Source organism: Acinetobacter sp. YH12135 (genome assembly GCF_013418565.1).
GTDB lineage: Bacteria > Pseudomonadota > Gammaproteobacteria > Pseudomonadales > Moraxellaceae > Acinetobacter > Acinetobacter towneri.
In genome coordinates, this window is the sequence record NZ_VPBU01000003.1 from 89151 (window position 1) to 112529 (window position 23379).

General features: G+C 40.0%; 15 protein-coding genes and 4 pseudogenes. 8 read left to right on the plus strand and 11 right to left on the minus strand.

Features of this window, described 5'->3' with window-relative positions:
• Positions 1-286: 286 nt before the first annotated feature.
• The 3 genes from FTU70_RS03170 to FTU70_RS03180 are packed head-to-tail and all read right to left on the minus strand — an operon-like array spanning position 287 to position 6420.
• Positions 287-3475 carry a tyrosine-type recombinase/integrase gene (locus FTU70_RS03170; RefSeq protein ID WP_154320135.1) on the minus strand — a complete coding sequence of 1063 codons (3189 nt, stop codon included), beginning with the start codon at positions 3473-3475 and terminating at the stop codon, positions 287-289.
• Positions 3459-5729 carry a hypothetical protein gene (locus FTU70_RS03175; protein ID WP_070153152.1) on the minus strand — a complete coding sequence of 757 codons (2271 nt, stop codon included), beginning with the start codon at positions 5727-5729 and terminating at the stop codon, positions 3459-3461. The genes FTU70_RS03170 and FTU70_RS03175 overlap by 17 nt, the downstream gene beginning before the upstream one ends.
• Positions 5716-6420: a hypothetical protein gene (locus FTU70_RS03180; RefSeq protein WP_094069346.1), complete on the minus strand. Its 705-nt coding sequence runs from the start codon at positions 6418-6420 to the stop codon at positions 5716-5718. Before FTU70_RS03180 ends, FTU70_RS03175 begins: the two co-directional genes overlap by 14 nt.
• A 713-nt stretch (positions 6421-7133) precedes the next feature.
• Between FTU70_RS03180 and FTU70_RS03185 the strand changes: the two genes are divergently transcribed.
• The 4 genes from FTU70_RS03185 to FTU70_RS03200 are packed head-to-tail and all read left to right on the plus strand — an operon-like array spanning position 7134 to position 10915.
• Positions 7134-7424, plus strand: coding sequence for a helix-turn-helix transcriptional regulator (locus tag FTU70_RS03185; protein WP_070153163.1), 291 nt, complete (start codon positions 7134-7136; stop codon positions 7422-7424).
• Complete coding sequence (locus tag FTU70_RS03190; RefSeq protein WP_154320132.1) at positions 7414-8763, plus strand: type II toxin-antitoxin system HipA family toxin; 1350 nt, start codon at positions 7414-7416, stop codon at positions 8761-8763. The genes FTU70_RS03185 and FTU70_RS03190 overlap by 11 nt, the downstream gene beginning before the upstream one ends.
• A gap of 18 nt (positions 8764-8781) precedes the next feature.
• Positions 8782-9786, plus strand: coding sequence for a YecA family protein (locus tag FTU70_RS03195; RefSeq protein WP_070153169.1), 1005 nt, complete (start codon positions 8782-8784; stop codon positions 9784-9786).
• A 10-nt stretch (positions 9787-9796) separates the two neighbouring features.
• Positions 9797-10915: a hypothetical protein gene (locus FTU70_RS03200; protein ID WP_154320131.1), complete on the plus strand. Its 1119-nt coding sequence runs from the start codon at positions 9797-9799 to the stop codon at positions 10913-10915.
• Positions 10916-11058: 143 nt separating this feature from the next.
• Here FTU70_RS03200 and FTU70_RS03205 read toward each other — a convergent pair whose 3' ends face one another.
• On the minus strand, positions 11059-12372 hold the full coding sequence (locus tag FTU70_RS03205) for an ATP-binding protein (RefSeq protein WP_070153175.1): 1314 nt from the start codon (positions 12370-12372) through the stop codon (positions 11059-11061).
• A gap of 237 nt (positions 12373-12609) precedes the next feature.
• On the opposite strand from FTU70_RS03205, the pseudogene FTU70_RS14410 reads away from it, so the two are divergent.
• A pseudogene (locus tag FTU70_RS14410) lies at positions 12610-12915 on the plus strand (transcriptional regulator).
• A pseudogene (locus FTU70_RS03215) lies at positions 12912-13826 on the plus strand (type II toxin-antitoxin system HipA family toxin); the annotation flags it as partial. The pseudogenes FTU70_RS14410 and FTU70_RS03215, both read left to right, overlap by 4 nt.
• A 44-nt stretch (positions 13827-13870) precedes the next feature.
• Here the strand turns inward: FTU70_RS03215 and FTU70_RS03220 are convergent.
• Genes FTU70_RS03220 through FTU70_RS03230 form a run of 3 tightly spaced genes read right to left on the minus strand, consistent with a single transcriptional unit; the run spans position 13871 to position 17010 of the window.
• Positions 13871-16279, minus strand: a complete 2409-nt coding sequence (locus FTU70_RS03220) for a DEAD/DEAH box helicase family protein (RefSeq protein WP_094069352.1) — start codon at positions 16277-16279, stop codon at positions 13871-13873.
• Between the two features lie 25 nt (positions 16280-16304).
• The gene (locus FTU70_RS03225) at positions 16305-16676 is read right to left on the minus strand and encodes a type II toxin-antitoxin system HigA family antitoxin (protein WP_000354814.1); all 372 of its coding nucleotides are present in this window, start codon (positions 16674-16676) and stop codon (positions 16305-16307) included.
• A gap of 31 nt (positions 16677-16707) precedes the next feature.
• Complete coding sequence (locus tag FTU70_RS03230) at positions 16708-17010, minus strand: type II toxin-antitoxin system HigB family toxin (RefSeq protein ID WP_154320130.1); 303 nt, start codon at positions 17008-17010, stop codon at positions 16708-16710.
• Between the two features lie 390 nt (positions 17011-17400).
• Here FTU70_RS03230 and FTU70_RS03235 point away from each other — a divergent pair, with 390 nt between their 5' ends.
• Entirely contained in the window at positions 17401-17604 is a 204-nt protein-coding gene (locus FTU70_RS03235) for a hypothetical protein (RefSeq protein ID WP_094069354.1), read from the plus strand.
• 22 nt (positions 17605-17626) lie between these two features.
• Here FTU70_RS03235 and FTU70_RS03240 read toward each other — a convergent pair whose 3' ends face one another.
• Both FTU70_RS03240 and FTU70_RS03245 read right to left on the minus strand, forming a co-directional pair.
• Complete coding sequence (locus FTU70_RS03240; protein WP_094069355.1) at positions 17627-18508, minus strand: hypothetical protein; 882 nt, start codon at positions 18506-18508, stop codon at positions 17627-17629.
• A gap of 67 nt (positions 18509-18575) precedes the next feature.
• The gene (locus FTU70_RS03245; RefSeq protein ID WP_167846514.1) at positions 18576-20129 is read right to left on the minus strand and encodes an esterase-like activity of phytase family protein; all 1554 of its coding nucleotides are present in this window, start codon (positions 20127-20129) and stop codon (positions 18576-18578) included.
• A gap of 474 nt (positions 20130-20603) precedes the next feature.
• Here FTU70_RS03245 and FTU70_RS03250 point away from each other — a divergent pair.
• Positions 20604-21431, plus strand: a pseudogene (locus FTU70_RS03250) (TonB-dependent receptor domain-containing protein); the annotation flags it as partial.
• A gap of 268 nt (positions 21432-21699) precedes the next feature.
• Here FTU70_RS03250 and FTU70_RS14415 read toward each other — a convergent pair.
• Positions 21700-21786, minus strand: a pseudogene (locus FTU70_RS14415) (HNH endonuclease); the annotation flags it as partial.
• Positions 21787-21824: 38 nt separating this feature from the next.
• Positions 21825-23057 carry an ATP-binding protein gene (locus FTU70_RS03255; protein ID WP_094069408.1) on the minus strand — a complete coding sequence of 411 codons (1233 nt, stop codon included), beginning with the start codon at positions 23055-23057 and terminating at the stop codon, positions 21825-21827.
• Between the last annotated feature and the right edge of the window lie 322 nt (positions 23058-23379).

Consider the following 23379-nt stretch of genomic DNA (forward strand, 5'->3'; position numbering starts at 1 on the left):
TTTCAAATATTTTTTATTGGAATTAATTTTTATTAAGATCGTTTAATTGTGGTCACATAAGTTTTTAAAAATTTACCAAATTATCACCAACATAATTTTGTGATGATTAATTAGGTAAACCGAATGGTAAAAAATCAGGTTGATGGAATTATATATGGCCAGCCTAGGCTTTTATCAGCATTAATTAACTGTATAACCCCCAAAAAAAATTAAAACAGACACTCACCATTAAAACTTAGGTGTAGCACGAGAGTTAAGCAGTATCCGTTACGATGATTTATTGAAGTCATTTTATTTCTAACTGCAATTGAGCAGGCCTACCAATGCAAGCCAGATGTAAACAAAATTTAAAAGCCGGTAGTGCTTTGCCTTGTTTTAAGGAATATAGCTGTAAGCGTGCATTATTTTCTTTTGTTGTTGGGTAACCTTCTAGTTTCTGATTTGCCTTGGCAAGTTTGAGTAGATTCGGCGTAATTTCTTTGTTTAAAAAATTAACCATATCTATTCCAAGTAAATGCCACATGTTGGCAGGAAACAGATCTTTGGCCGCATAGTAGAATTTTTCCAGATTCTGAATATTTTTCCGCGTTGAATGTAAACCTGTATGTGAAGCAGTTACGTGATTAATAAAGAATTCTAAGACATACCTAATATTTTCAGGTGACTTTTGATAGCAGGCTTGTAGATAGTTAAAAAAATGTGTGACCAATAAAAGGTCCTCATTAGTATCAATCATTGACGGTTTGATGTATTGCAGTTCGGTTATATGAAAAAGTCTTGGATTGTTTTTTCTAGATTTAAGTTGTTTGAGTTGGATTGCATTGTCATACCAATACTTGATGAGCTCATGAGATAGGCAAAGTTCTTGTGCTACGCGCTCCGTATCATATTTGTATAACTCTAATAAGCAGAGTGCCTTATAAAATAGATCAAGATCGATTTTAGATTCTGGAGTCGCGACAAAATAGTCAAAAATACAATGTTCTTGCGTTTGATTTACCTCTAATTCTGCATGTAGTGTGTGAGCATTGCTCGCTATCCATTTTTCTTGATTGTTTAGAAGGAGTTTACAGAGCGTTGTAGCATGCATTTCAAAATTGAATTCAGACTGATCATTGAGCGATTTTAGAAAATGTAACTCTTGTGTTGAATTGCTTATCCCCAGCATTTTCTTAACCAAACCATTGCTTAGTAATGGGCGATATTTGGAAAATTGATAACCTGCAATAAAGTAAGCTACATGAATATAACTTTTAAAGGTCTCGATGGGTTCGAGATGCCCCAAAAGATGTGCGATGATAATCCAATGATTTTGATCAATTGAATTACGTAATAACTCAGCCCTGAGCTGATTATATTCAACTTCCGTATAGTCTGTGAGGCTATCAGACAAAAAATGATAATCACATTTAAAAATTAATGCTAAATGATTTGCTGCAGAATGTCTAAATGAATGAAATGTATAGTGATGTTGCTTGAATAACTGATCCATAAAATTTTTAAAGGGTGCAGTCAGCATGTGCTGGCTGAGTTTCTTATTCTCATTGAACTGACTGAATAAATAATCATTCGGTTTTTTTGTTAACCGCTGTTTGACAACATATTGATGAAATTGTTGATACTCAGATGCTTTGAGTAAGCAATACACGGGCACGCTACGTTGCGCGCTGTCAGTCTTTAATCTGTGTTCATTGCCTATTTTTTCTGACCCATATGGCTTGACCAATAATGATATTCTGTTTAATCCTTCAGTATCTTTGATACGTAAACCAATCATTTCATTAATTCGCATCCCAGTTCTGTAAGCAAGCGTATAAATAAGACTAAGATTTTCATAGTCATGTTGAGAGATGATATTTTGTAGATGTGCTTGTTGAAGTTTTTTGATTAACAGTTGAAATGTGACTGGGCTGATAATACGTGTGCGTGGTCTGGTTTGTTGATCCAGCGTCTCTAAAGTGAATGCTGGGGCATCGAATAGTTGTTCTTGAAATTGATGAAAACGTTTGAGTGTTTTTACAATTTGAGCAGCCGATTTTTTAACAGTATCTTCGAGCAGACTTTCAGCAATACAGTTATTTTGATAAATCTGTGCATATATTTTTTGCAGGCGTGTTTCTTCATCGTCCTCAGAAAATTGATATTGTAAAGAATAGATTAGCCAAGGCTCACCAATTCGAGTGTAGTATGTGTAAATTGAGCTTTTGGCTAACTGGCTATTGTTGGAAATGATTTTAGCAAAAATTGTTGCGCAAAAATCAAATCTCTGAGCTAGCAGATCTATATCTTCTTGAGGTGGTTTAAAGAGACTAATTAACCACAGGGTGATTCGTTTACTGTATTCATTAAAGAGTTTTGCATTCTCCATACAATAATCGATCATGAGTTGATAGATTGGGGCATCTGTTTGGCGAAGACGAATAATTTTTAATAAGTCTTTATGAATTTTTAGTACATCTTTTAGTGCATCTTGCTCATGATGCAAATAAACAGTTTGTGGAGGTAAATTCTTAGACTGATGAATGACTTCAGTAGTGAGCTCATGCTTATATTTAAATTTTGGTTGCACAAAACGCTCAAACTCTTGTTCGGGTAAACCACAACTGAGTAAATTCCCGATGAGGCATTCAGAGAGCGCCGGATCTATATCTACGTTGGGAAGCTGTAACCAGTTGTAGCGAGCATGCTGAAGTAAATGCGATAAGCTATTTTTTTTAAACTTTTTCTTTATTTTTCGAAAGATATACTCAAGATAGCCCTCTACGGGAAGATGAACATGTCGAATATCTCTCAGATTAAAATGTATTAGCCACAGACGTGTGACGGGGTCTGGAATAAAATTTCTAGATTTTCGAACAGTATATTCATCAATAAAAATATCGCCATAATGATTAGAATGGGATTCTAAAAAAAGAATATTAAGGTCTTTATAATGGCGTACTTTTACTGGATTTCTGAGGTGTTCAAGCAAGGCATTAAGTTCAGCTTTTTCATTTAAGCCACCAAATAGAATGGCAGACAATATAATATTGCCCACGATTTCCTCATTTGAGAATGAGTCACAGCTTTCAGCCAATTCCCAATAATTATAAAGCTGTTGTACGAGGTCATTTATTTCATGACCATCGGCATTCCAGCTCATGGTCACGATAGGCTTATCTCTTTTAATATCTAAAACAGCATGAGGCAGCTCTAAATCCAAGCGATGCTGAGCATTTAACTCTTTGATGTAATCTTCAAAAAAATCATATGCAAACTTGATCCACTTTTTACTCGTAGAGTTTTTCTTGATGTGGCTATAAACCTCGCCGTAATCACCTAGCAAATGTGGATTCTGATCAAACTGCTGTTCTGAAAAATATTTGCGGAGTGAAGCATGAACTTCATTTTGAATTTTTTGTTCATTTAATTGTCGAGTAAGTTCTCGTTTCTTTTCGGCAAACAGTTGATCTGCTTTTTTAAGCGATGAGGACATTTAAATTCACTCCAATAATTTCAAAATATTCCTGCATTTCATTTAAATGTGTTGCGAGCGCGCGATATTGGTTCAGAGACAAACTAGAAAATGGATGTGCGGCTTCCTGTTGGAAGGCTTCATGTCCAAAAAGTGCAAGTATTAAAGGCTCGGGGATTTGTTTGTTGGTGAGAAAGGCACGTGTTGTATGGCGGTGCCAGTTGGGATGTGCTAACCCAACTTCAGGATGAAAGTCACGCACATTGGAAGGTGTAAGCGGAGTGAGTGTGCCATTTTGTAAAAGATTTAACAGAGGCTGTTCATTATTAAATATGGCATCAATTTGGGCTGAGATTTCGCGGTTAATCGCCATGTAATGTTGTTGGATATGTTCGAGGAAACGAAGATATTTCTTTAATTCACCGATGAGAAATGCACAAAGTGGAATCAAGCGTCCAAAGCCACGTCTACCACCGACCTCTTTGTCAGACAGCATAATTGTCTGTTGCTGAAAACTTATATTATTCAAAAAACCTGGAAAGTCCCGAACAGGTCGTGCAGCGGTAAACAAAAGTAGGATATGCCACATCCAAATGCTATAAGCATTAAAACTTTCTACCCAGTCGTTATCTGAAGTCGTATAAATTTTGGTGTAAAGATAGAAAAGGATGTCCTTTATGACATTTTTACTTGGTGCTTTTTGGCTACCAAAGCAGATGGACTGATCACTATAGACAATATCACCGTAGTCATTTTCAGCGAGCTGTGTACATAGTTCAGATAAAACTTTGACATAATTTTTTTGTAATTTATTTACATTGTAATGGCAGTAAGAGCTTGAAGAAGAGTGACTTGCATCTACACCAGTGATGATGTCAGCAAGTTGCCTATTGCCTGTTTTTTGCAAAATAACATGATGCAGTAATGAGCTAGTTTTTGATAAGTTCAGCTGAGGAATTTTGACTTCATCTTTTATTATTCTAATTTTTTTCTTTAGCTCATCTTCAGTGATGATTGGTTCTGCTTTGATACGATCAATAAAGTGATTTGGGATAGGGATATCTAAATGAACGGTGTTATTGATCAGTGACTCCGGATATTCAAACGTTGCATCTTCAAAAATGCTGAATTTGGTTGAGAGATAGTATTGGTCACTTTGCAATTTAATGACTTGGCGATGATTTAATCTTTTTACACGCCTTTTTTGAAAATTTAACCAGTCTTTAAAGCCAACGCCTGTGATTAAGCAAAGTAATACAACGAGCACGCTTTTATCATTATGTTTTTTATCATCATGATACAGGTATGTAATTAGGTCAGAAATAGTATAAACACTTGGGAGTAAACAACTTGCAGTGAGCAAATGATCTTGTCGTTGCATATGTTTTGGAATTAACGAAAGTGCCATACGTTGGGCATTTTTAGAATGTCTGGCAAGTGGTGTAATCTGATCTGCTTGAACAATAACAGAGGGGTCTTCTTGCTCGTCAAGGGCTTGCTCATTAGCTAAACCTCTATTACTTTTTTTAGTCTCAATGATTTCGTTAATAGTTCCATCGGTATCCCATGTACGATATTGCAGTTTACTATCTACACTTGATTTGGCAATTTTTGGACGGCTTTTTAGTACATAATTGAATGCAATACGTAATTCATCACAGAAATTTTTCTGAAAATCATTTAGTTCTTGATCTGCTTCAGGTTGAAGAGCAGACTCTACAAATTGCTCTAATGATAGAAATAAAGCAGGGAATTTAAGAGTTAAGAATGCTTGATAATCTAATGCGTGAGCATCTTTTTTTTTTGCAAAAAAAGACTTGTTTGCAACGCGGAAACGCTGAAATAAGCGCTTAATCGTATTGAGATGCTCTGTATGTTGTTTTTCAAATAAATCTGGTTTGATCTGCGGCAATGCTAATAAATATAGTGCTGCTTTAAGGACGAGCACATTCCAGGTGAGTAGTTCCGTGTGCGCATGATAAATGCTGGCAATACTGTTGATGTAATACGTGATTGGGGAATCACCAATTTTAGATTTTCTAGACGCTTGGAGAGTAGCGGGAATGCGAGGTGGTGAACTTGTAGAAATATCAGATTCAATCTCACTGAGAACAAGCCCCTTAAGATAATCTGAGCAGTCATGGTAAACCAATAGATCTGCGATAAAGTTAATATGTGCATGAAGACACAAATCCTCTGCATTAAAAAGCTTTTTTAATAAGTCTGATAATAAAATTTTGGGTTGAGGAAGGGGCTTAGTTTCACTTTCGTGCATATGAACAATTCCAAAAATCTGTTGGATTTGGTGAAAAATCATTTTGATTTAAATAATGATCGACGACTTTTGATTGCTTGCTGACTTCGTCAAGTAGATGCTGGCGACGTGCATGGATTTTTCTGTTTCTATTGTGGAGTTGTGTATGGCTAAAATTGAGTAACTTACCAAGCCCCTCAAGACTGAGCGTTTTATGTGCTTTGAATGAATGTAAGCGATTAAAGTCGAGTAAAACTTCAGTCGAAATATATCGGTTGATCGCTTGCTGAAGATGCTGCGGATTTAAATTGTGTATATCAAAAGTATTTGCTTGCAAAAAACTTAAGAATTCAAAGCTTGCATAGTGTTTGAGTTGTTGTTGTAAGTTGGCATCAGGTGGGAACGTATATACATGTAATTCCTGAGGTGAAGGCGGAAGCTTCATGTGATGCAGGTACAAATCAAAATTATCAGCGATCCAGAAATTGGATATTCCTGCTATAGACCAAACATTGAGTTTGTTTGATGCTAAACGAAAATGAGAAGTTAATCGTAGAGCTCGAAAGGCCATGTGATAGCAGTGATGAATGCCAGCAAAATCTGGATGAGTGTTTAATGCGAGTTTAGAAAGATCTCGCTTGAAGATAATTTTGGGGTTATCAAAATTAAATGAACATTCAGAAGTTACTTGTTTACGCGTTCCACGGCACATATTTAGATTATTAAAATATAACTATGATACATTTCTACTATTTAACTGTTTACTTTTCAAGTAATCTAACGGTATTTATTGTGTAAGTGTAGAAAAGTAGACACAATTTATAGTTTTGGTGTGCATAATTTAATTTGGTTCTATTTTTATTAGTAATATTTTTAAGCTATTACCGAGGTTGGGATTGATTGATTGTATGGCTGTGATTCCTGCTACAAAGTAGTAAAAGTTAGATCATAAAAATTTACCCCAACCTTGGCAATAGTCACCAACATAATTTACATTAAATTGTATAAATTGCTGTGTATATAAGTACAATAACATCAATAACTTACGTTTTAAAATATTTTTATTGGAATTAATGTTTATTAAGATCGTTTAATTTTGGTCACATAAGTTTTTAAAAATTTACCAAATAATCACCAACATAATTTTGTGATGATTAATTAGGTAAACCGAATGGTAAAAAATCAGGTTGATGGAGTTATATATGGCTGAACCGTACCGGGTTTGTCGGAGACTTTTTTATTTAAGTTAGGCCACCTGACCTAACGGGTTAATCTTATGCTGCTGTTAGGGTCTAAAAATAGCAGTTTTGAAGGGCTTTATCGAGTGATTTTTTCAACACTCTACGCAATTATGGATATCATAGTATCCACTTTATGTTTTATTTCGCTATAATGGATATAACTGTATCCATTTGGTCTTTGCGGATGAATTTTACCTTACTTGATGATACCGATGTAAGCCAAGCTTATGCGGCTTATTTACGTGAGTTACGCAAGCAGGCAAAGCTGTCGCGCGCTGCATTGGCTGAGCGAAGCTGCGTACCTGCGGCCACCATTAAGAAATTTGAGCTGACCGGGCAAATTTCATTTCGTCAATTGCTGTTGCTATGGCAGACACTTGATTCGCTAGATAGGCTTTATCAGCTCACGCAACTTAGCAAAGAACGCGCTGCTATACCCATGAGTATTGATGAGGTGCTAAAAGATGAGTTTTAAACCGATTCAGAAGCTTAATGTTACTCGTACGCTAAGCTCAGGTGAGCAGATATCTGTTGGAGTCTTGGCGCAGAATCGGCAAGGCGTTTTTTTTCAGTATACTGACGACTATTTGCAGCAGTTTGGCAATTTATCACCGTTTACCTTGCAAGCGAATACGCTAGTTCAAGCCGCACCTAAAGCGCCGCACCAAGGTGTACATGGCGTATTTGGGGATTGTTTGCCCGATGGCTGGGGCATGTTGTTACAAGATCGTATTTTCCGGCAAAAGGGCATCCTACCTAATCAATTAACGGCGATGGATAGACTGGCCTTTGTCGGTGATAAAGGCATGGGAGCGCTGTCTTTTGCTCCGGTGTCTGAGTTTTCAGCCACGACATACGCGGACATTGATTTAGCAACCTTGGGCTTAGAAGCACAAACGCTGTTCGATGCTTCAATGTCAGATTATATGGATGATAATCACGATGAGTTAGATGGGCATACGCAACAGGTGTTGGCCGCATTAGTCGCCGGTGGTAGTTCGGGTGGAGCAAGGCCTAAGGCGCAGATTTATATGCCTGCAGGGGAAACTCAGCATTGTCGAACCTTTGCTCAGCCTGGAGATGAGGCTTGGCTGATTAAGTTTACCTCGAAAAATCTCGCGCTCGGGCATGAAGAAGGGTTGTGTGAAGCGGTTTATTTGCAAATGGCCGAGCTTGCCAAGTGCCAACCACCAGTCTGGCAACTCATTGAAGCACCAACTACAAGCGGTGCGTCTGCCTGGTTGGCGCTTAAGCGTTTTGATTATGTCACGGAGCAGGCCCGTTTAAGCGGTAATCGCAGTTCAGGTCGCTTGCATATGCACAGCGCTTGCGGGCTGCTGGATGCAGACTTTCGAACGCCAAGTTTAGATTATATTGACTTGATCAAAGCCAGCCGTCAGTTGTGTAAATCTCCTGCTGCTGGGCAGCTGCAATTTCGCCGTGCCGTTTTTAACCTGCTGTCGTCTAACCAAGACGACCACAGTAAAAACTGGGCGTTTTTGCAAGCGGATGACGGTCAATGGAACCCTGCACCTTTTTACGATGTTACCTACAGCCCACATCCATTCAACGAACACGCCACTGCTTTCGGCGGTTATGGCAAAGCGCCATCGCTTAAGGTGATGCAAAAACTTGCTACTAGTGCTGGCTTTGCGAATTGGAATGATGCAAAGCAAGTTATTGAAGAAGTCGCAGAAGCCATCAGCCAATTTACGTATCTTGCCAAGCAACAAGGGATCAGTAAAACAACAATGTCCGTGATTGCTAAGACATTGGAGCAGCGTAAACAAGAAAATGCAGCGCTTTTTCTATAACAATAAGAAGGGACAGTAATGAAGCTCGGCCGAAACGATCCTTGCCATTGTGGCAGTGGTAAAAAATTTAAACGTTGTTGTATGAGCAGCGTTTCCAAGCAACATGCCCAAGTCTTCGATGATGTTGAAACCATGCTGGCAATGAACCCAAATTTGAGTCTTGATGAACTCAATGCCGCTTTGCAGCACAAAGTGCAAGAACGCAATCATCAACCTCATCCCGATTTTTGTGGCGTAACGCCAACGCAAATGGCCAATTGGCTTTATGCGCCTTTTGATGAATTAAAGTGGGTGACAATTTGCACTCCCGACTCTCTTTCTGCCAGCCCAATAATGCGTTATCTAGCCCTCATTCTTGATGAGGCCATGGCGCAAGAAGGCTCCTTCAAAGCCACGAGTAAAGGCAACTTACCGGCTAAGTTGGTTAAACAGGCCAGTGAGTTATTGCCTGAGTTTGCCGTTGCTCAATTAGAACGTAGTATAAGCATCAGCGAGTTTTCGGGCAGCAATGAAGACAAATTTAATGCCTTGCACTACACCCGAGTGCTTGCCGAAATTAGCGGTATTATTTATCGGCGCAGTGGCCGCTACCATGTAAAAAAATCAGCGCAAAAGCAGTATCAAGCGCTAGGCATACAGGCCTTTTTCAAACCTATGTTAGAGGCCGCTATCAGCAAATATAACTGGGGTTATTTGGACAGTTTCGAATACGATGTCGACTTGCGCACTTTTTGGTTGTTTATGCTGTGGCGTATTCAAAGCCACAACAGTGTGGAGCAGCTTGTGAAAGAGGTGATGACAGCTTTCCCTAATCTATTGCTGGTATTCCCTACGGATGATTACTTCTCGCCAGAAAGAAACTTAAGTATGCTCATCGAATCACGATTTATTGAGCGATTTTTGCAGTTTTGGGGATTTGTAACGATTGACCCAAGACGTTATATAAACGCTGAACAAGTCGCCAGAGTGATTCAGGTACAGCCTTTGTTAAAACAAACTTTTCAATTCACAATAAATAAATAGCAAGGTCACCGTGAGCGAATTTCAATACTATAAATTTGAGCGTCTGGATGGGTATTTAGATGCTAAAGCACGTCAAGCACTCAGAGCCATTTCAAGCCGTGCCGAGATCAGCGCTACGGCCTTTCAGGTGTATTACACCTACAGTGATCTAAAGGCCGAGCCTTTTGAGCTGATGTTAAAATACTTTGATATCGGTTTTTACTATGCCGATTGGGGCTCAATCGATGTATACATCAAGCTACCAGCAGGAACGCTTCCAGATGCGTTACTTGGCTTTTCAAGTGATGGACTTCATGTTCACGAAAACGATGAGTGGCAGTTGCTGATTTTTTCCCTTGAGGAGTGTGATGAGTATTTTGACGATGAGCATGCTGACGACTTTTTCCAGCATTTAGCCGCTTTACGCGGCGGGTTAATGCAAGGGGATTGGCGCCTTGTGTACTTAATGTGGCTCAAAGCGTTTGATTTTAATGATGGCGTTGAGCGAGTGCCGTTAATTCAATTCGATTTTGAGCACCTCAGGGAAGAGGAGCAGGCGTTTGCTGCGCTGTATGATATTCCCTTAGCATTGGTTAAGGCGCTCGCCATGGTGCTGAGCGAACAACCCAGTCACCAAGCCAAACAAACTCAGCTTACGCTTGATGCGTGGATCCATAATCTCTCGCAAGCAGAGAAAGACACGCTATTACGCACGTTGTTTGAGCAAGGCCAGCTAACCCGTCACCAAGCCTTAGCGCTGACGCGAAAAGAACCTGTCAACACAGACGAGATCTATCAATACTGGTTAACTTCCGCCGTCATTTCTCCTTTCATTGAGCAAGCGCAAAGTCAATTACAGCAAGAGCAAGCCGCAGCACTCGCAAAAAAATTAGCTATCGAAAAAGCGGAAAAAGAAAAAGCGTTGACGTATATCTACAATCAACGTGAGCACTACTGGCAGCAATCACAAGAGCAAGCGGATCGAACTTGCGCCAGTGGTTACGATGCGGCATCACGCTATCTGCATCAGCTGTTTGAGGCCTATCAGTTCAAAGCTGATGAAGCGGCGTTTGAACAACGTTTTAAGCGCTTTGTTGTGGCGAATAATAGCCGTAAAGCACTGTTAAATCGCTTGAGTGATTTGCTTTAAACGATGAGGCGATAGGCTGGCCAAATGACGTTAGCAAAAAACCGATTGAGGGTTGGTTGAAAGGTTGTAAGCCCACCAAAGGTCTACAAATTGTTACCTATGAAGTCACTTTGTGTAGACCTCGGGGTCTAAGTAACGCGCTTTTACCATCTCTGTGGTAAATACTGCGTGAAATACAAAGGCATCACGATATTGGTTTGCTCTAATGCGGATGAGCCTTGTGTACCCGTTAACTTAAAGGTTTTACTTGGAGTACATTTTTCAACGTAGGATGCCAACGATTTTGCTCTTGTACGTTTACCACTTTTGACCTCCACAGGGACGATATCGCCTTCATCGGTCGCCAAAATAAATTCGATTTCGGCACGGGCGTCATTCCATGAATAGCTTGGGTCAACGCCAATGGCAGTGAGCTCTTGTTGCACAAAGTTTTCAGCCACATAACCTTTGTATTCATAGTTTTGTTGCTTAATTTCTTTATAACTGCTGCCGAGCATATGATTAAGCAGACCCACATCAAACAAAAACAGTTTCACCATATTTTCTTTTTTATAGGCCGCTAACGGAGATTTCGGCAATCCTTCAATAGGGTAGTTTGGCAAAGCTAGGCGGCAGCAGTTAAGCCAATGGATCGCGGTTTCAAAATCGCTATAACGAGATTTACGCTCATGCACATGCTTAAATTTAAAGCGTTTAACCGACTCATCGCTGACAAGTGATAGCTGGGCTGGAATGCTATTAAATACCGATTCAATCAGTGTGGTGTCGACCTTGCCCGCGTACTTACCAAAATCGCGGCGATAACCTTCCACTAAATCGGCATGAATTTTTGTGACTTTTTCAACACGCTCTAGAATGCTTGAATCCTTATACTGATACCAAGCAGAAACGGCTTCCGGCATACCACCAGTAAAAAAGTAGTCAGTGAGTTTGTCCATCAATTTGGTGTGTACTGCCGGTGTGCTTGCTTGACTATCAAACGCTTTGATCAGCGCTTGCTCGTTGGATGCGTAAATAAATTCTTGGAAGGTCAGTGGTCGTAAATTGTATTGTTCTACCTTGCCCACAGGGAAGGTGTTGAGCAAACCAATATTCGAGCCGCTGGCAGCGACAAAATAGGACGGTGCTTTTTCAGCAAAGTACTTTAGTGAGGTAACGGCACGTTCACATTCGCCAATTTCATCTAATATCAGCAGATCGGTTTCTGGGTTGAACGCTTGGTTGGTTAACAACTCAATATTCATTACTAGCTCGTCAGGTGACAGAGAGCCATCGAACGCTTCTTTGTAGGCAGGGTTTTCAAGGAAGTCGATACGAAGGATGTTGGCAAAGGTATTCCCAAATAACTCTTGTAGCAGATAGGTTTTACCTGTTTGTCTTGCACCATCGATCAATAATGGCTTGCGCACCGGTTGATTTTTCCATGTTATTAGGGCGTTTAGTAAGTTGCGCTGCATTGTCATTTCCCGCCAATTAAGACTGTTAACTGCCTGTAGTATAACTCAGCCTACACTTTTACGCGCAGAAAAGTGCGGAATTTTACATTTTTATGCGCATAAAAGTGTAATTTGATGACCTTTGGCATTCAGGGATTCACATCATCGCCTTGGCCAACGCGCAAGCTAAACCTAAAAGTAGGATATAAATCCAATTATATTGAGTAAAGTGGGAATATAGTCCCTTTGGTTGGTGATATGGCTAAGCGTGACTTACACAATATATTGTTTCCAAAGCAGCGTAAAATCCTGACGCAGTTTGGTGAAGACTTGCTGTTGGCGATGAAAAGACGTGGTTTTACCAAAAAGCTACTGTGTGAACGTACTGGTTTTGATCATAAAACCGTGAATTAAGTCTTAGCCGGTGATCCGGGCGTTGCCATAGGCACTTACTTAAAGGTGATGGCCGTTCTTGGCATGGAAAGCAACTTTGCAGAAATGGCCGCCCATGATGAAGTGGGTATCAAGCTGCAAAACATAAAATTGCTGGAAGGTTCAAGATGAGCCGTGAAATCGTTGAAGTCTATGCCGACTGGCAGCCAATTGAAGCACCTTTGCTAATAGGGCTGCTTTCTTACAGCGATTCAAGCCGAGGTGGCGTGTTTAGTTTTGCCTACGATAAAGCATTTTTAACCTCAGCCTATCGCTTGCAAATTGATCCCATCCTGACCCTCCACTCCGGTGTACTCTAAAACGATGAAGTCGATAAAAGCTTCCGCGCATTTCTTGATTCATCGCCTGATAGATGGGGGCGTATTTTAATGCAGCGGCGTGCGGCGATTGAGGCGCGCAAAGGCATTCGAGCAACAAGTCGATTAAACGAATTGGATTACCTGCTGGGCGTAAATGACTCTTACCGGATGGGTGGTATTCGATTTAAGCGAACAGGCTCGAATGCTTTTTTGGACGACAATTCTGAATTTGCTGCGCCGCCAATGGCTTCTTTGCGAGAGCTAGAGCATGCAGCAATGCAGATTGAAAAAGACGATAACATCGACAGTGACGAGTATTACCGCTGGTTGAAAATGCTGATTTCTCCAGGCTCATCATTAGGTGGTGCAAGGCCCAAAGCTTGTGTCACAGATGAACAAGACCACTTGTGGATTGCTAAGTTTCCCAATTTAAACGATACCCATGATGTGGGCGCGTGGGAGATGGTCTGTTATGAATTGGCGTTAGCGGCAGGTGTTGACATGTTTCCAAGTGAGATGAGGCAATTTTCGTCACAGCACCATACCTTCTTAACAAAACGGTTTGACCGCGACGGTGACAAGCGGCTGCATTTTTCGTCGGCCATGACACAGCTTCAATACTATGATGGTGAACAATCTCAAGGTGCCAGCTACTTAGAGATTGCTGAATTTATTTCCAATTGTGGAGCACAAACCACAGCTGATTTAGCTCAGTTTTGGCGTATGGGGGTAAAGGCATGGGGAAGTGTTTAATGAAGTGCTGCTGTTTATTTTGGCTTGGTATTTGGTGAAGGGATGTTTTCTAATTTCAATGAAGGTTGCTTGTTACTGTTGTCATCAATGTACTCAAGGGCGTACCTCATAGCCTTGTAGCTTTTCTCGCGTTTTTTAAACATGCGTTGCAGCATAGGGAGAGTGCAGTCCACATAGTCGTGAATAGTGACTTGTGTTTTGCCTTCCGATTCACGATGAATACGACCGGCATATTGAGCCAATGTTCCTTTCCATGAGATGGGCATGGCCAAAAACAACGTATCCAGTCTTGGTAGGTCAAACCCTTCGCCTACATATTTTCCTGTTGCGACGACGACTTGAGCCGATTGCAGATGATTGTCAGCGTTCTTGCGTTCCGCAGCTTTCATGGCGCCTTTAAGTACGACAGTGCTTATACCCATTTCGGTAAGTCGTGAGTGTATGGATTCTGCGTGCTCTCTACGCTCTGTAAGGACTAACGGGTGTCCGCCATTTTGAACACACTCGTAGGCGTCTGAGACGATTTTTGAAGTGCGCTGCTCATTATTGACGAGCCAGCGGTAGGCATCGCTTATTTTGGGGCGCTCATCTGTTTTTATAAGCTCTGCTGCTGGTACATCGTAGAGCTGATGAATCATCACGGTTTGAGTAAATTGCTCATCAGGGCTTTGTTTCACTTTGTAGCGAATAGGCCCTGCCGCCATAAAAATGATCTTTTGATGACCATCTTGTCGCTCTGGTGTTGCTGTAAGGCCCAATACATATTTTGCTCTTACCTCGTTGAGTACCATTTCAAACCTTGGTGCAGATAGGTGGTGGCATTCGTCAACAATAATATGGCCGTAGTCTTGAATGAGAGGAGTGATGGAATTGTCTTTTTTATTAACCAAACTTTGGTAGGTGGCTATGTCGATAATGCCACTCGGCTTTCTTTTACCTCCGCCTATACTGCCAATGGTTACTTCGGGTAGGAACGTGCGTAAGCGCTCTTGCCATTGTTCGAGCAGTTGTCGGCTATGAACCAGTATGAGGGTATTTACTTTGCGTTTTACGATCATAGCAATGGCAGTAACCGTTTTTCCAAATGCAGTTGGCGCATGCAAAATACCGAAGTCATGTTTAGATATTGCGGCCACTGCGTCACGCTGGTTCTTTCGCAAAGTGAACTCAGGGGTAAGCTTTAATAATGGTTTACCAATTTCACGCTTATCGTCAAATAGTGGCGAAATGTTTTGCTCTTGTAGCAAAGCAATCGCATCATCGAGGCAGCCTCGCGGTAGTGCTAGATAACCGTTTTCAATACGAGCACAGGAAATAAACCTCGGAATGCCATGGGTTGAAAAGCGCAACGCTTGTGTTTTAAAAAACACAGGATTAGAAAAACTAGCTAATCGCTTTAGTCCGGCCAGTAATGGCCCAGGTAACTCGCTCATCAAAAAGTAGATATGGTTGGCCAAGGTAATGGTCACGTTTTTCGGCAAAGACTCTAATTTTATTGGTGCGGCTTTGGCTGTGATTTCCCAAGGAGGGCGGTTGTCTGTTAGCCCTTGCTCGGACAGTAATAGGGTGTTGGGTGAAATAGTTGTTATGAGTTGGTCAATACTCGACTGAGTGAGCGTTTTAAGCTCAGCAAGGTACCGCCATTGATCATCGATGGCATTCAGGTCACTGTCAACAAAGCAACTACGACCTGAAAGGCGAGCCTCCTTTTGAAGTGGTAACGCAATGAGATTGCCAAACCCGCCTTCAGGAAGTACATCTTGGTTAGGAAAGAGCCTGTCATAGGAGTCAAACGATAGATTTGGAAATATTTCCATGGCTTTATCAAGCAAAGCGAAACCCAGTGCCCGAGCATGGTTCGCTGGGATATTGGTTTCAAAAAATATCCATAAGTGAGCCCCGTTGCCAGAACGCGAGATTTCTATCGCGTGCGGAATATCAAACGCTTGGCACACTTTAGACATTGCTTTGACTTCTTCTTGCCAACAGCCTTTGTCAAAATCGGCTGCCAACAAATAGCACGAATTATCTTTAAGTAGTGGATACAGACCAACCACTTGATGACCGGCAAGGTGCCTGTAAATAATGTGCTCGTTTAATTCGCTAAACTTTCGGTGTGAACAGTCTTGGCATTTAATGCGGGGTTTGTTGCATAGCCCGCTTACCCACTCATTATCACAGGCTACGGAATAGCCACTGCGCCCCTGTTGATTTTGCCAACGATTGGCAAAGATATCCTCTCTTCCACGAAATCGTTGTCTGAATAAGGCGACCTTTTGTTCTGGCGTGAATGTCTGTACTGAACGCTCGATTTGAGCGCTACGCAAAGCCTCTCTTAATGCGAGAAGCTGCTGCTTTTCATTTTCAAGCTCAGCTAGCCTGTTATCAATAGCAGAAATGTTTGGGTAGCGAGCGTCATTCATAACAAACTAATTTTGATTCGCAGCACTATAAAGCGCGAACTTGCGGTGGCTTGATCAGCGACTCTGCTGGAATACCTAACCCTTCATGAAGTTTCCAAATCATTTTTAGCGTGAGTGATCGCTTATGGTTTAGGATTTCATAAACACGATTGCTTTTACCTATCATGGGTTCAAGATCTTTAACGGTTAAGCCTTTGCGCTCCATCTCAAACTTTATTGCCTCAACAGGGTCTGGCAAATCCATTGGAAAATGCTTTGCTTCGTAGGCCTCGACTAACGTAACCAAAATGTCCAGCTTTTCGCCTTCGACGGTATCAGGCTCCGCCATCATTAGGTTTTCGATGTCGTTTAATGCCGCGCGGTAGTCGGCATCTGTTTTAATAGGTCTGATGTCCATTATATTTACCTCTTGTTACTACCTTTTGGCTTCAAATCGTTTGTACATCAATTTTATCGTATTGCGCATGGCTGCCGATAAACCGTATGTAAACCACTTTGTACGCATAATTGATCCAAGCAACTAACCGGTATTTATTACCGGCAATGTTAAACACGACACGCCCATCTTTGAGGATGCTGGCATTTCTAAAGTCCTGTTTCACATCCGCCGGTGCTCCCCAATCAGCGTTTAATGCATGCCTATACCAAGCTAACGTTGGCTCTTTAGCGTCAATGTATTCTGAGCTGTCTTCCCAAAATGTTTTTAAGGTTGATAGTGCGATAATTCTCATAAATAGATATTAGTCCCAATTTGGGACTTTTGCAAGTTTGGTATTCTTGATGCGGTTAGGAGTTGTTACCGCATCCCCAATTGCCCCATTCCTTGGGGCGGTTCACATCCCTCTTATTCACCCTCTTAAGCTCGGCATATCAAGTGTTGCCCCATTGTCCCAACTGCCACGGTAAGTGATCAAATGGGGGGCTTGCTATTTTCGCCTGATGGGCCTTTTCGACATGCGGCTGCGTTTGCCATCGAAGAAGGCCAATACTCTGAACCAATAGAGTGATTCTTCATACCCCAAGCTGTGCGTTGGACGTGCAGGCGGGATGAGCCCCAGTTTGCGTCCTAAACTGACAATCACGTAGAAGCGAACGGAAAATACCTATACGAGCCTGAAACTGTGGCTGAAGTTGAGCATATTCTAGGTGCTGTTGTTGTTCTATTAAGACAGCCGATTTATTCACTCGGTTTAGGCTGTGTGATTAATGTGTTTAGAACAGCCCAAGCTTTAAATATTGGGCTTGAAATTGGGGCAGAGAAGGATAACTTGTATCTCAAACCTGATCTGACAGTTACCCATTTTTTATTGTTTCTATCAGGTTAAATTTTCTAGATGTGTATGAAGGCTAATTGCAGAAATTTGATTGATATTGGTACACAAACTGAGTCTTTGTTGCTGTCGAAGTTGGTGCATTATATTGGGTTAAACCTTTTAAAGCACTGAAGCTTAAAGCAGCACGATCAACTACTTTTCTTGTGAAATTCGCATTGGGATCTGAATATTTAAACGAAATTTCTGCTAAAACAGGTTTTAGACTACCGTAAGGCAATAGGGTATACCATAAACTTAACTCTAAATCTGCATCGAATTCACCTAAATCAATCGTTGCACCACTATATTTTCGTTCATAGATAGTTAGACCACCAACTTGATTCAGGGCTAGACTATTATTAAAATTATAGTCATTTTTGAAGCCAGTAAATAGAATATTGATATCCTCAAAATCGTTAATGGTTCGCGAGGTTGGTACGGTTGTTGACTTGCTTGCAACTACAAGGAAACTCAAGTTATCTTTACGAGTAATGTCATCTTCTAGCTTAGTTTTTGCGCCTGATACATTGCTAGTCAAATCTTTGAAGTCAGCAATATAATGGTCATATCCACGATACTTTAAAGTTACTTCTTTTGTACCATTTTCATTACGCTCTCTGAAGCTGTATCCCATATTTTTTAAAGTACAGCTTCCTTGAGTATCGTAAAAGCGGATTTCTCTTTGTGTATCAAAGATCATAGCACCAGTTACGTCACGACTGATTTTATTTTCAATCGCATTTTTCACCGCTGAAAAATAGCTATTTATGCTGCTTGCTTCATTTCCATAATTAAAATTTATGGGATCTAATAGTACTTTGTATTCGCGAGATGTGACTTTGGGAGATGCATAGCTCAGCGATGGTAGCACTGTAATTGCCAAGAAAGTTATCAAAGCCGATTGAGTTATTCTCATTTTTCTCTCTAGACAAAAGTTGAATTTAAAAAGCCCAAAAGTTTTAGCTTTTGGGCTTCATTCATTGTTATGGGTTGAAAAGATTTAACTTATCGGCAATATATAAGGTAGGTGTATCGACACGCATGCCCACATTATCCAAATACTTTTGCTCTAAACCATTGGTTGTCCAAAGACCCATGTCATCATCATTCACAATGCCAAGAGTTTGTCGGTTAATCAACCATAGACCTTCCATTTTGTCATGCGCATAACTTACACGTTTACCCATATCCAATACCAATGTTTTACTTACTGGCTGAATATTTAGTGCTTGTAATGCTTCCCATTTTTTATCGTTATTGATGAAATATTGCTCGAGGGTTTTACCTGCAATCGTTAAACCAAGTTTAGGATCTTGCACTAGATCGCCCTGAGTTGCGATATCCTCCAAATTGGTAGCATCCTTCAGATCAATACGATAAACATGTTTCATGATATTCGGATCGTCTTTAAGGAATTTGCCATCACGTTCCAGTACTAAAAACTCATGATCATTAATCGCAATAATAGCTGAGTTTGAGTTAGCATCAATTTCTTGACGATAGAGATACTGAGCAACTTTTCCTGTTTCAAGATTGATCGTCACAATACGTGTTAAGGTTGATTTATTAACAGCTTTAGTCGGTAAGTCCATTGTCGATTGCATAATCCCAACCAATGTTTTTTGGTCAGGTGTAATAGTTAAACCTTCCATACCACGGTTGGCACGACGATAACTAAATTCTTGCGGTAAAGTGAAGGTATTGCGCACATCATTTACAAAAGGATTAATACGACCAATTTCTTTTCCATTGGCATCATAGTGCACAATGTGAGGACCATATTCATCACTCACCCAGAATGTACCATCATTCAATGCTGCCAAACCTTCAGAATCGAGACCGTAATCATCAAGTTTGATAGGGTTCGTTATTGGGTCATAAGGCTTTGATGGATCTTTAGCGATGACCTTGCCATGAATATCGTAAGGTGTTTCGCCTGTACCACCTAGTGCAGCAGTATTCGGTAATCCACTAATATTATTTCCATCACGATCTTTTAATAAAATCGTTTTGATGAGTTTGATTGAGCCATCATCTTGTACCTCAAACAACCCAATTTTAGGTATATAGTCTGGCATTGGAAAAATCTTACCAGCACCATTCACGCCATCATTATAGTCAGCATTTGGGCCACGATCTGTGATTGCGTAAAATTGTTTATTGTTCGTAGGATGGGCAGCAACATCAGAGCCAAAGCCACCCTGTCGAAGTGTAAATGCACTCGCAATAGTTGTTCCATTCGCCTTAAAGCTTGTTAAGTTTTGGTAAGGCAATGCAACCCCTTGGGCAAATAAGTTTGGACCACACTGGATGGAGCTTTGCTGGATTTCATTCGCATCCAACTCACCATTTTGATTTTTATCCAAACCACTTTCAATACGTGTTCCAGCACTCCAGCAATCATCATTTCCAAGTACTAAAGGCGTCTGTTGAATCAAACTATTCAATCCATTTTGACCATTGTCCCCATCATCAGTACATGCGGTTAATAAAATTGTCGAAGCTAATAAAGCTAAGGTTAGTGGTTTTTTTTTCATTTTTTTGAAGCATCATGTTTAAAAAGCTTCATCATAAGAAGCAAAAATGACAATTACATGAATGAAATATGATCAATGTAAAATTTTAGCAAATTAAAAATATCAGTAGTTTGTGGGGGTTATATCTAGGTTTTCTTCATTATTTATCAAATGTGGTTTGAGGTAAAATTAAAATAAAACTTTAAACTGCCACAGTATTCTAGATATAAGCAGCCTTATTATGAAGCTGTCTCATAGGGCAGGGTTATACCAATGCTAAGTTTGAAGTGATTGAATCATCCTACTTACTAACGACACAATGTGACGTGTCGAAATTTATGTTTATTGAAAATTCCCCCAAATAATTTAAATTACTGTAATATTTTCCAATAGTTAAAACATTGCTAGTAGCATCATCAACTTAAATGTACTGTGTTGCAGGTAATAGAATTAAGACATCAGAAATAGCTTCAGCACCATGACTAAACCACAGGCAATGGTGATGACAGTGGTTCAACAGATTATCAAAAGTTACTTCCAACTGTCGCTTTAGGCTGGGATATATTACCTGAGCTTTATACTTATGCTAGCTATGGCAAAGGCTTCGAAACACCAACCTTTACCGAGATGGCCTATCTTACAGTAGGGACTTCAGGCATTAACTTTAATTTAAAACCTGCGACCAGTGATACCGTAGAACTTGGCTTAAAATCGCAGAATACCTTAGGGTTATTTACTTTTGCTGTATTTCATACTGAAACTAAAAATGACATTGTGCCTGACGATGCCAATGGCGGGCGAAGCACATTTCGTAATGCAGAAAAAACCTTACGTGAAGGCTTAGAGTTATCGTGGCAAAAACAGCTCTGGCAAGCACTCAATATTCGAACCAGTTATAGTTATTTAGATGCGACTTTTGATGCTGATATTCCAGCGACCACAACCAAACCGCTGATACAAAAAGGAACATATATTCCAGGTATTGCCAAGAATCAAGCTTTTGTAGGCTTGGCATGGCAACCTGAGCAGGGATTTCAGGCAGGCTTAGAAGCACGTTATATGGACAAGATTTATGTCGATGATATCAACTCTGATACTGCACCAAGTTATACGGTCGTTGCGGCAAATGTTGGCTATTTGTGGGTCAATAAAGACTGGAAAGTAAATACTTATGCACGACTAGATAATTTATTAGATCGAAACTATGTGGGTTCCGTGATTGTCAATGATAGTAATAATCGTTTCTTTGAGCCCGCAGATAGACGAAATTTTAATGTTGGACTATCGATAAAAAAATATTCTAACATAGGCTTTGTTGCATAAATACATAACCAACTGATTTTGTTCATTAATTTTTAGGTTGAAATTCATACAAACCTATTTAAATCAGAAGCTTACAAAATCTTTATGCAACAAAGCCGTGGAACAGCCACAAATAAACTCAGTAATAAATTTTTAAACATATTAATCCCCCGTTAAGTAACGGATTATAACAGCCGTAACTATCTAATCACATGCAAAAAGTAGCCGTTTCGCCTTTTCCTGTCCTCACATGATGCAAGCGGACCATACATCTTAATCAGATAGAAATCGAGTCGAGGTAAATCAATCCATCACAAATGGAGCAGAAATTATGCTTGATCACACTCTTGGTTAATGCTGAAAAGTCTTTGAGTTTTAATTAATAAATAAGTGTATCCATGTCTACCCTCAACTTTACTTATTTTCAGATAGCAACCAATCGAGAGCACTCATTTTTACAATACCATTATAATTCGCTTCAGTCCCTATCGTGTCTAAGGTAAGCAAATACTTGGGATACGAATCAGAAATTTTCTGTAATGGACGTAACTCTCGGCTGAGTGTCTCCTCATTGAGCGTTTCTAATGCCACCTGATAATAAGTTAAATTCTGTAAAGTATCGACAGCAACAAAATCAATTTCATATTCATCAACCCGCCCTACATAGACCGTATAACCTCGTCTGACAAGCTCAAGATAAATCACATTTTCTAAGATATGACCTTGATCAGCATTAGCATCAGGCAACATAATCCGGCGCAATCCGACATCAACTAAATAGTATTTTTCAGAGGATTGTAATAACTCACGCCCGCGTACTTTAAATTGTGCGGCACTATAAAATAACAAACTGTCCTGTAAGCCCTGAATATAGCGTTTTACTGTTTCAAATGAAATTTTAACCCCACTTGAAACAAAGGTATTTTTAATTTTATTGATGGAAATAGGTGAGCCTGTCACGCTTGCCAAATATCTTGCGACACGCTCGAGAGAGTTAATATCGGCAGTATTCAAACGGGGAATAACATCTTTAAACATTACACTGGCATAGACTGCTTGCAAGTAATCATAAGTTTCCTGCTGGCTAGTCATGGCAAGCGTATAAGGGAAACTACTGCGCGTATACATGGCATACAAATCACGATTTGATAATTGTTGGATGATCGGATTATTTTCAATATGCCACTGTTTAAATTCTTGGAATGACAGAGGTAGAACATGTTGCTCGATATAGCGTCCTGTAAGTAAAGTCGCAAGTTCTCCACTTAGAAAGAATGCATTTGAGCCTGTAATATATAAATCGATATAATCCCGAACATATAAAGAGTCGACTACTTTCTCAAAATTTGTAACATGTTGTATTTCATCTAAGAAAACATAGTTTTTTTTACTTTTATCAACTTTGGACAATACATAATCATGTAGTTTACGGTAATCGGTGAGTTCTTCAAATTCCATAAATTCGAAGTTGATGGCAATGATGTTTTCGGCTTGTACACCCTGTGCTTTTAGGATTTGTTGAAACATTGCCAATAAGGTGGATTTTCCAGAGCGACGCACACCTGAAAGTACTTTAATGACATCACGGTCTTGCCATGTATTCAGAAATTTTAAGTAGCCATCACGTCGAATATTAGCGCTTCTCATTATTTACACTTGGAATCTAAAGTTTTAATAAATTATATCAAATTTTAGAACGTATATGTAAATATATTTAATTTTAAAAAAAGTTTAAGGTTAAGTGAAACATTCAAAGCTGCTGTTGAAGTATACGGATAGTAAATGTAATAAAAATCCAGATTCTATCTTTTTTGACTCTGTACACGACAAAAAACCTAAATATGCCTAATATCGTATCTGGGTCTACTCCTTAGATGAGCAATGGTGATGCCTTGTTTTCGGATTTGTTGAGACTGTAAATAAAACTATGTAAACGCTTAAACTCCCCCAACGTTGTTGGGGTCAAACA

Bases quoted from the DNA above. Each gene is read 5' to 3' on its own strand.
- FTU70_RS03245 (WP_167846514.1), bottom strand. From the start codon at position 20,129: ATGAAAAAAAAACCACTAACCTTAGCTTTATTAGCTTCGACAATTTTA.
- FTU70_RS03240 (WP_094069355.1), bottom strand. From the start codon at position 18,508: ATGAGAATAACTCAATCGGCTTTGATAACTTTCTTGGCAATTACAGTG.
- FTU70_RS03230 (WP_154320130.1), bottom strand. From the start codon at position 17,010: ATGAGAATTATCGCACTATCAACCTTAAAAACATTTTGGGAAGACAGC.
- FTU70_RS03255 (WP_094069408.1), bottom strand. From the start codon at position 23,057: ATGAGAAGCGCTAATATTCGACGTGATGGCTACTTAAAATTTCTGAAT.
- FTU70_RS03190 (WP_154320132.1), top strand. From the start codon at position 7,414: ATGAGTTTTAAACCGATTCAGAAGCTTAATGTTACTCGTACGCTAAGC.
- FTU70_RS03220 (WP_094069352.1), bottom strand. From the start codon at position 16,279: ATGAATGACGCTCGCTACCCAAACATTTCTGCTATTGATAACAGGCTA.
- FTU70_RS03185 (WP_070153163.1), top strand. From the start codon at position 7,134: ATGAATTTTACCTTACTTGATGATACCGATGTAAGCCAAGCTTATGCG.
- FTU70_RS03175 (WP_070153152.1), bottom strand. From the start codon at position 5,729: ATGCACGAAAGTGAAACTAAGCCCCTTCCTCAACCCAAAATTTTATTA.
- FTU70_RS03205 (WP_070153175.1), bottom strand. From the start codon at position 12,372: ATGCAGCGCAACTTACTAAACGCCCTAATAACATGGAAAAATCAACCG.
- FTU70_RS03180 (WP_094069346.1), bottom strand. From the start codon at position 6,420: ATGTGCCGTGGAACGCGTAAACAAGTAACTTCTGAATGTTCATTTAAT.
- FTU70_RS03225 (WP_000354814.1), bottom strand. From the start codon at position 16,676: ATGGACATCAGACCTATTAAAACAGATGCCGACTACCGCGCGGCATTA.
- FTU70_RS03170 (WP_154320135.1), bottom strand. From the start codon at position 3,475: ATGTCCTCATCGCTTAAAAAAGCAGATCAACTGTTTGCCGAAAAGAAA.
- FTU70_RS03195 (WP_070153169.1), top strand. From the start codon at position 8,782: ATGAAGCTCGGCCGAAACGATCCTTGCCATTGTGGCAGTGGTAAAAAA.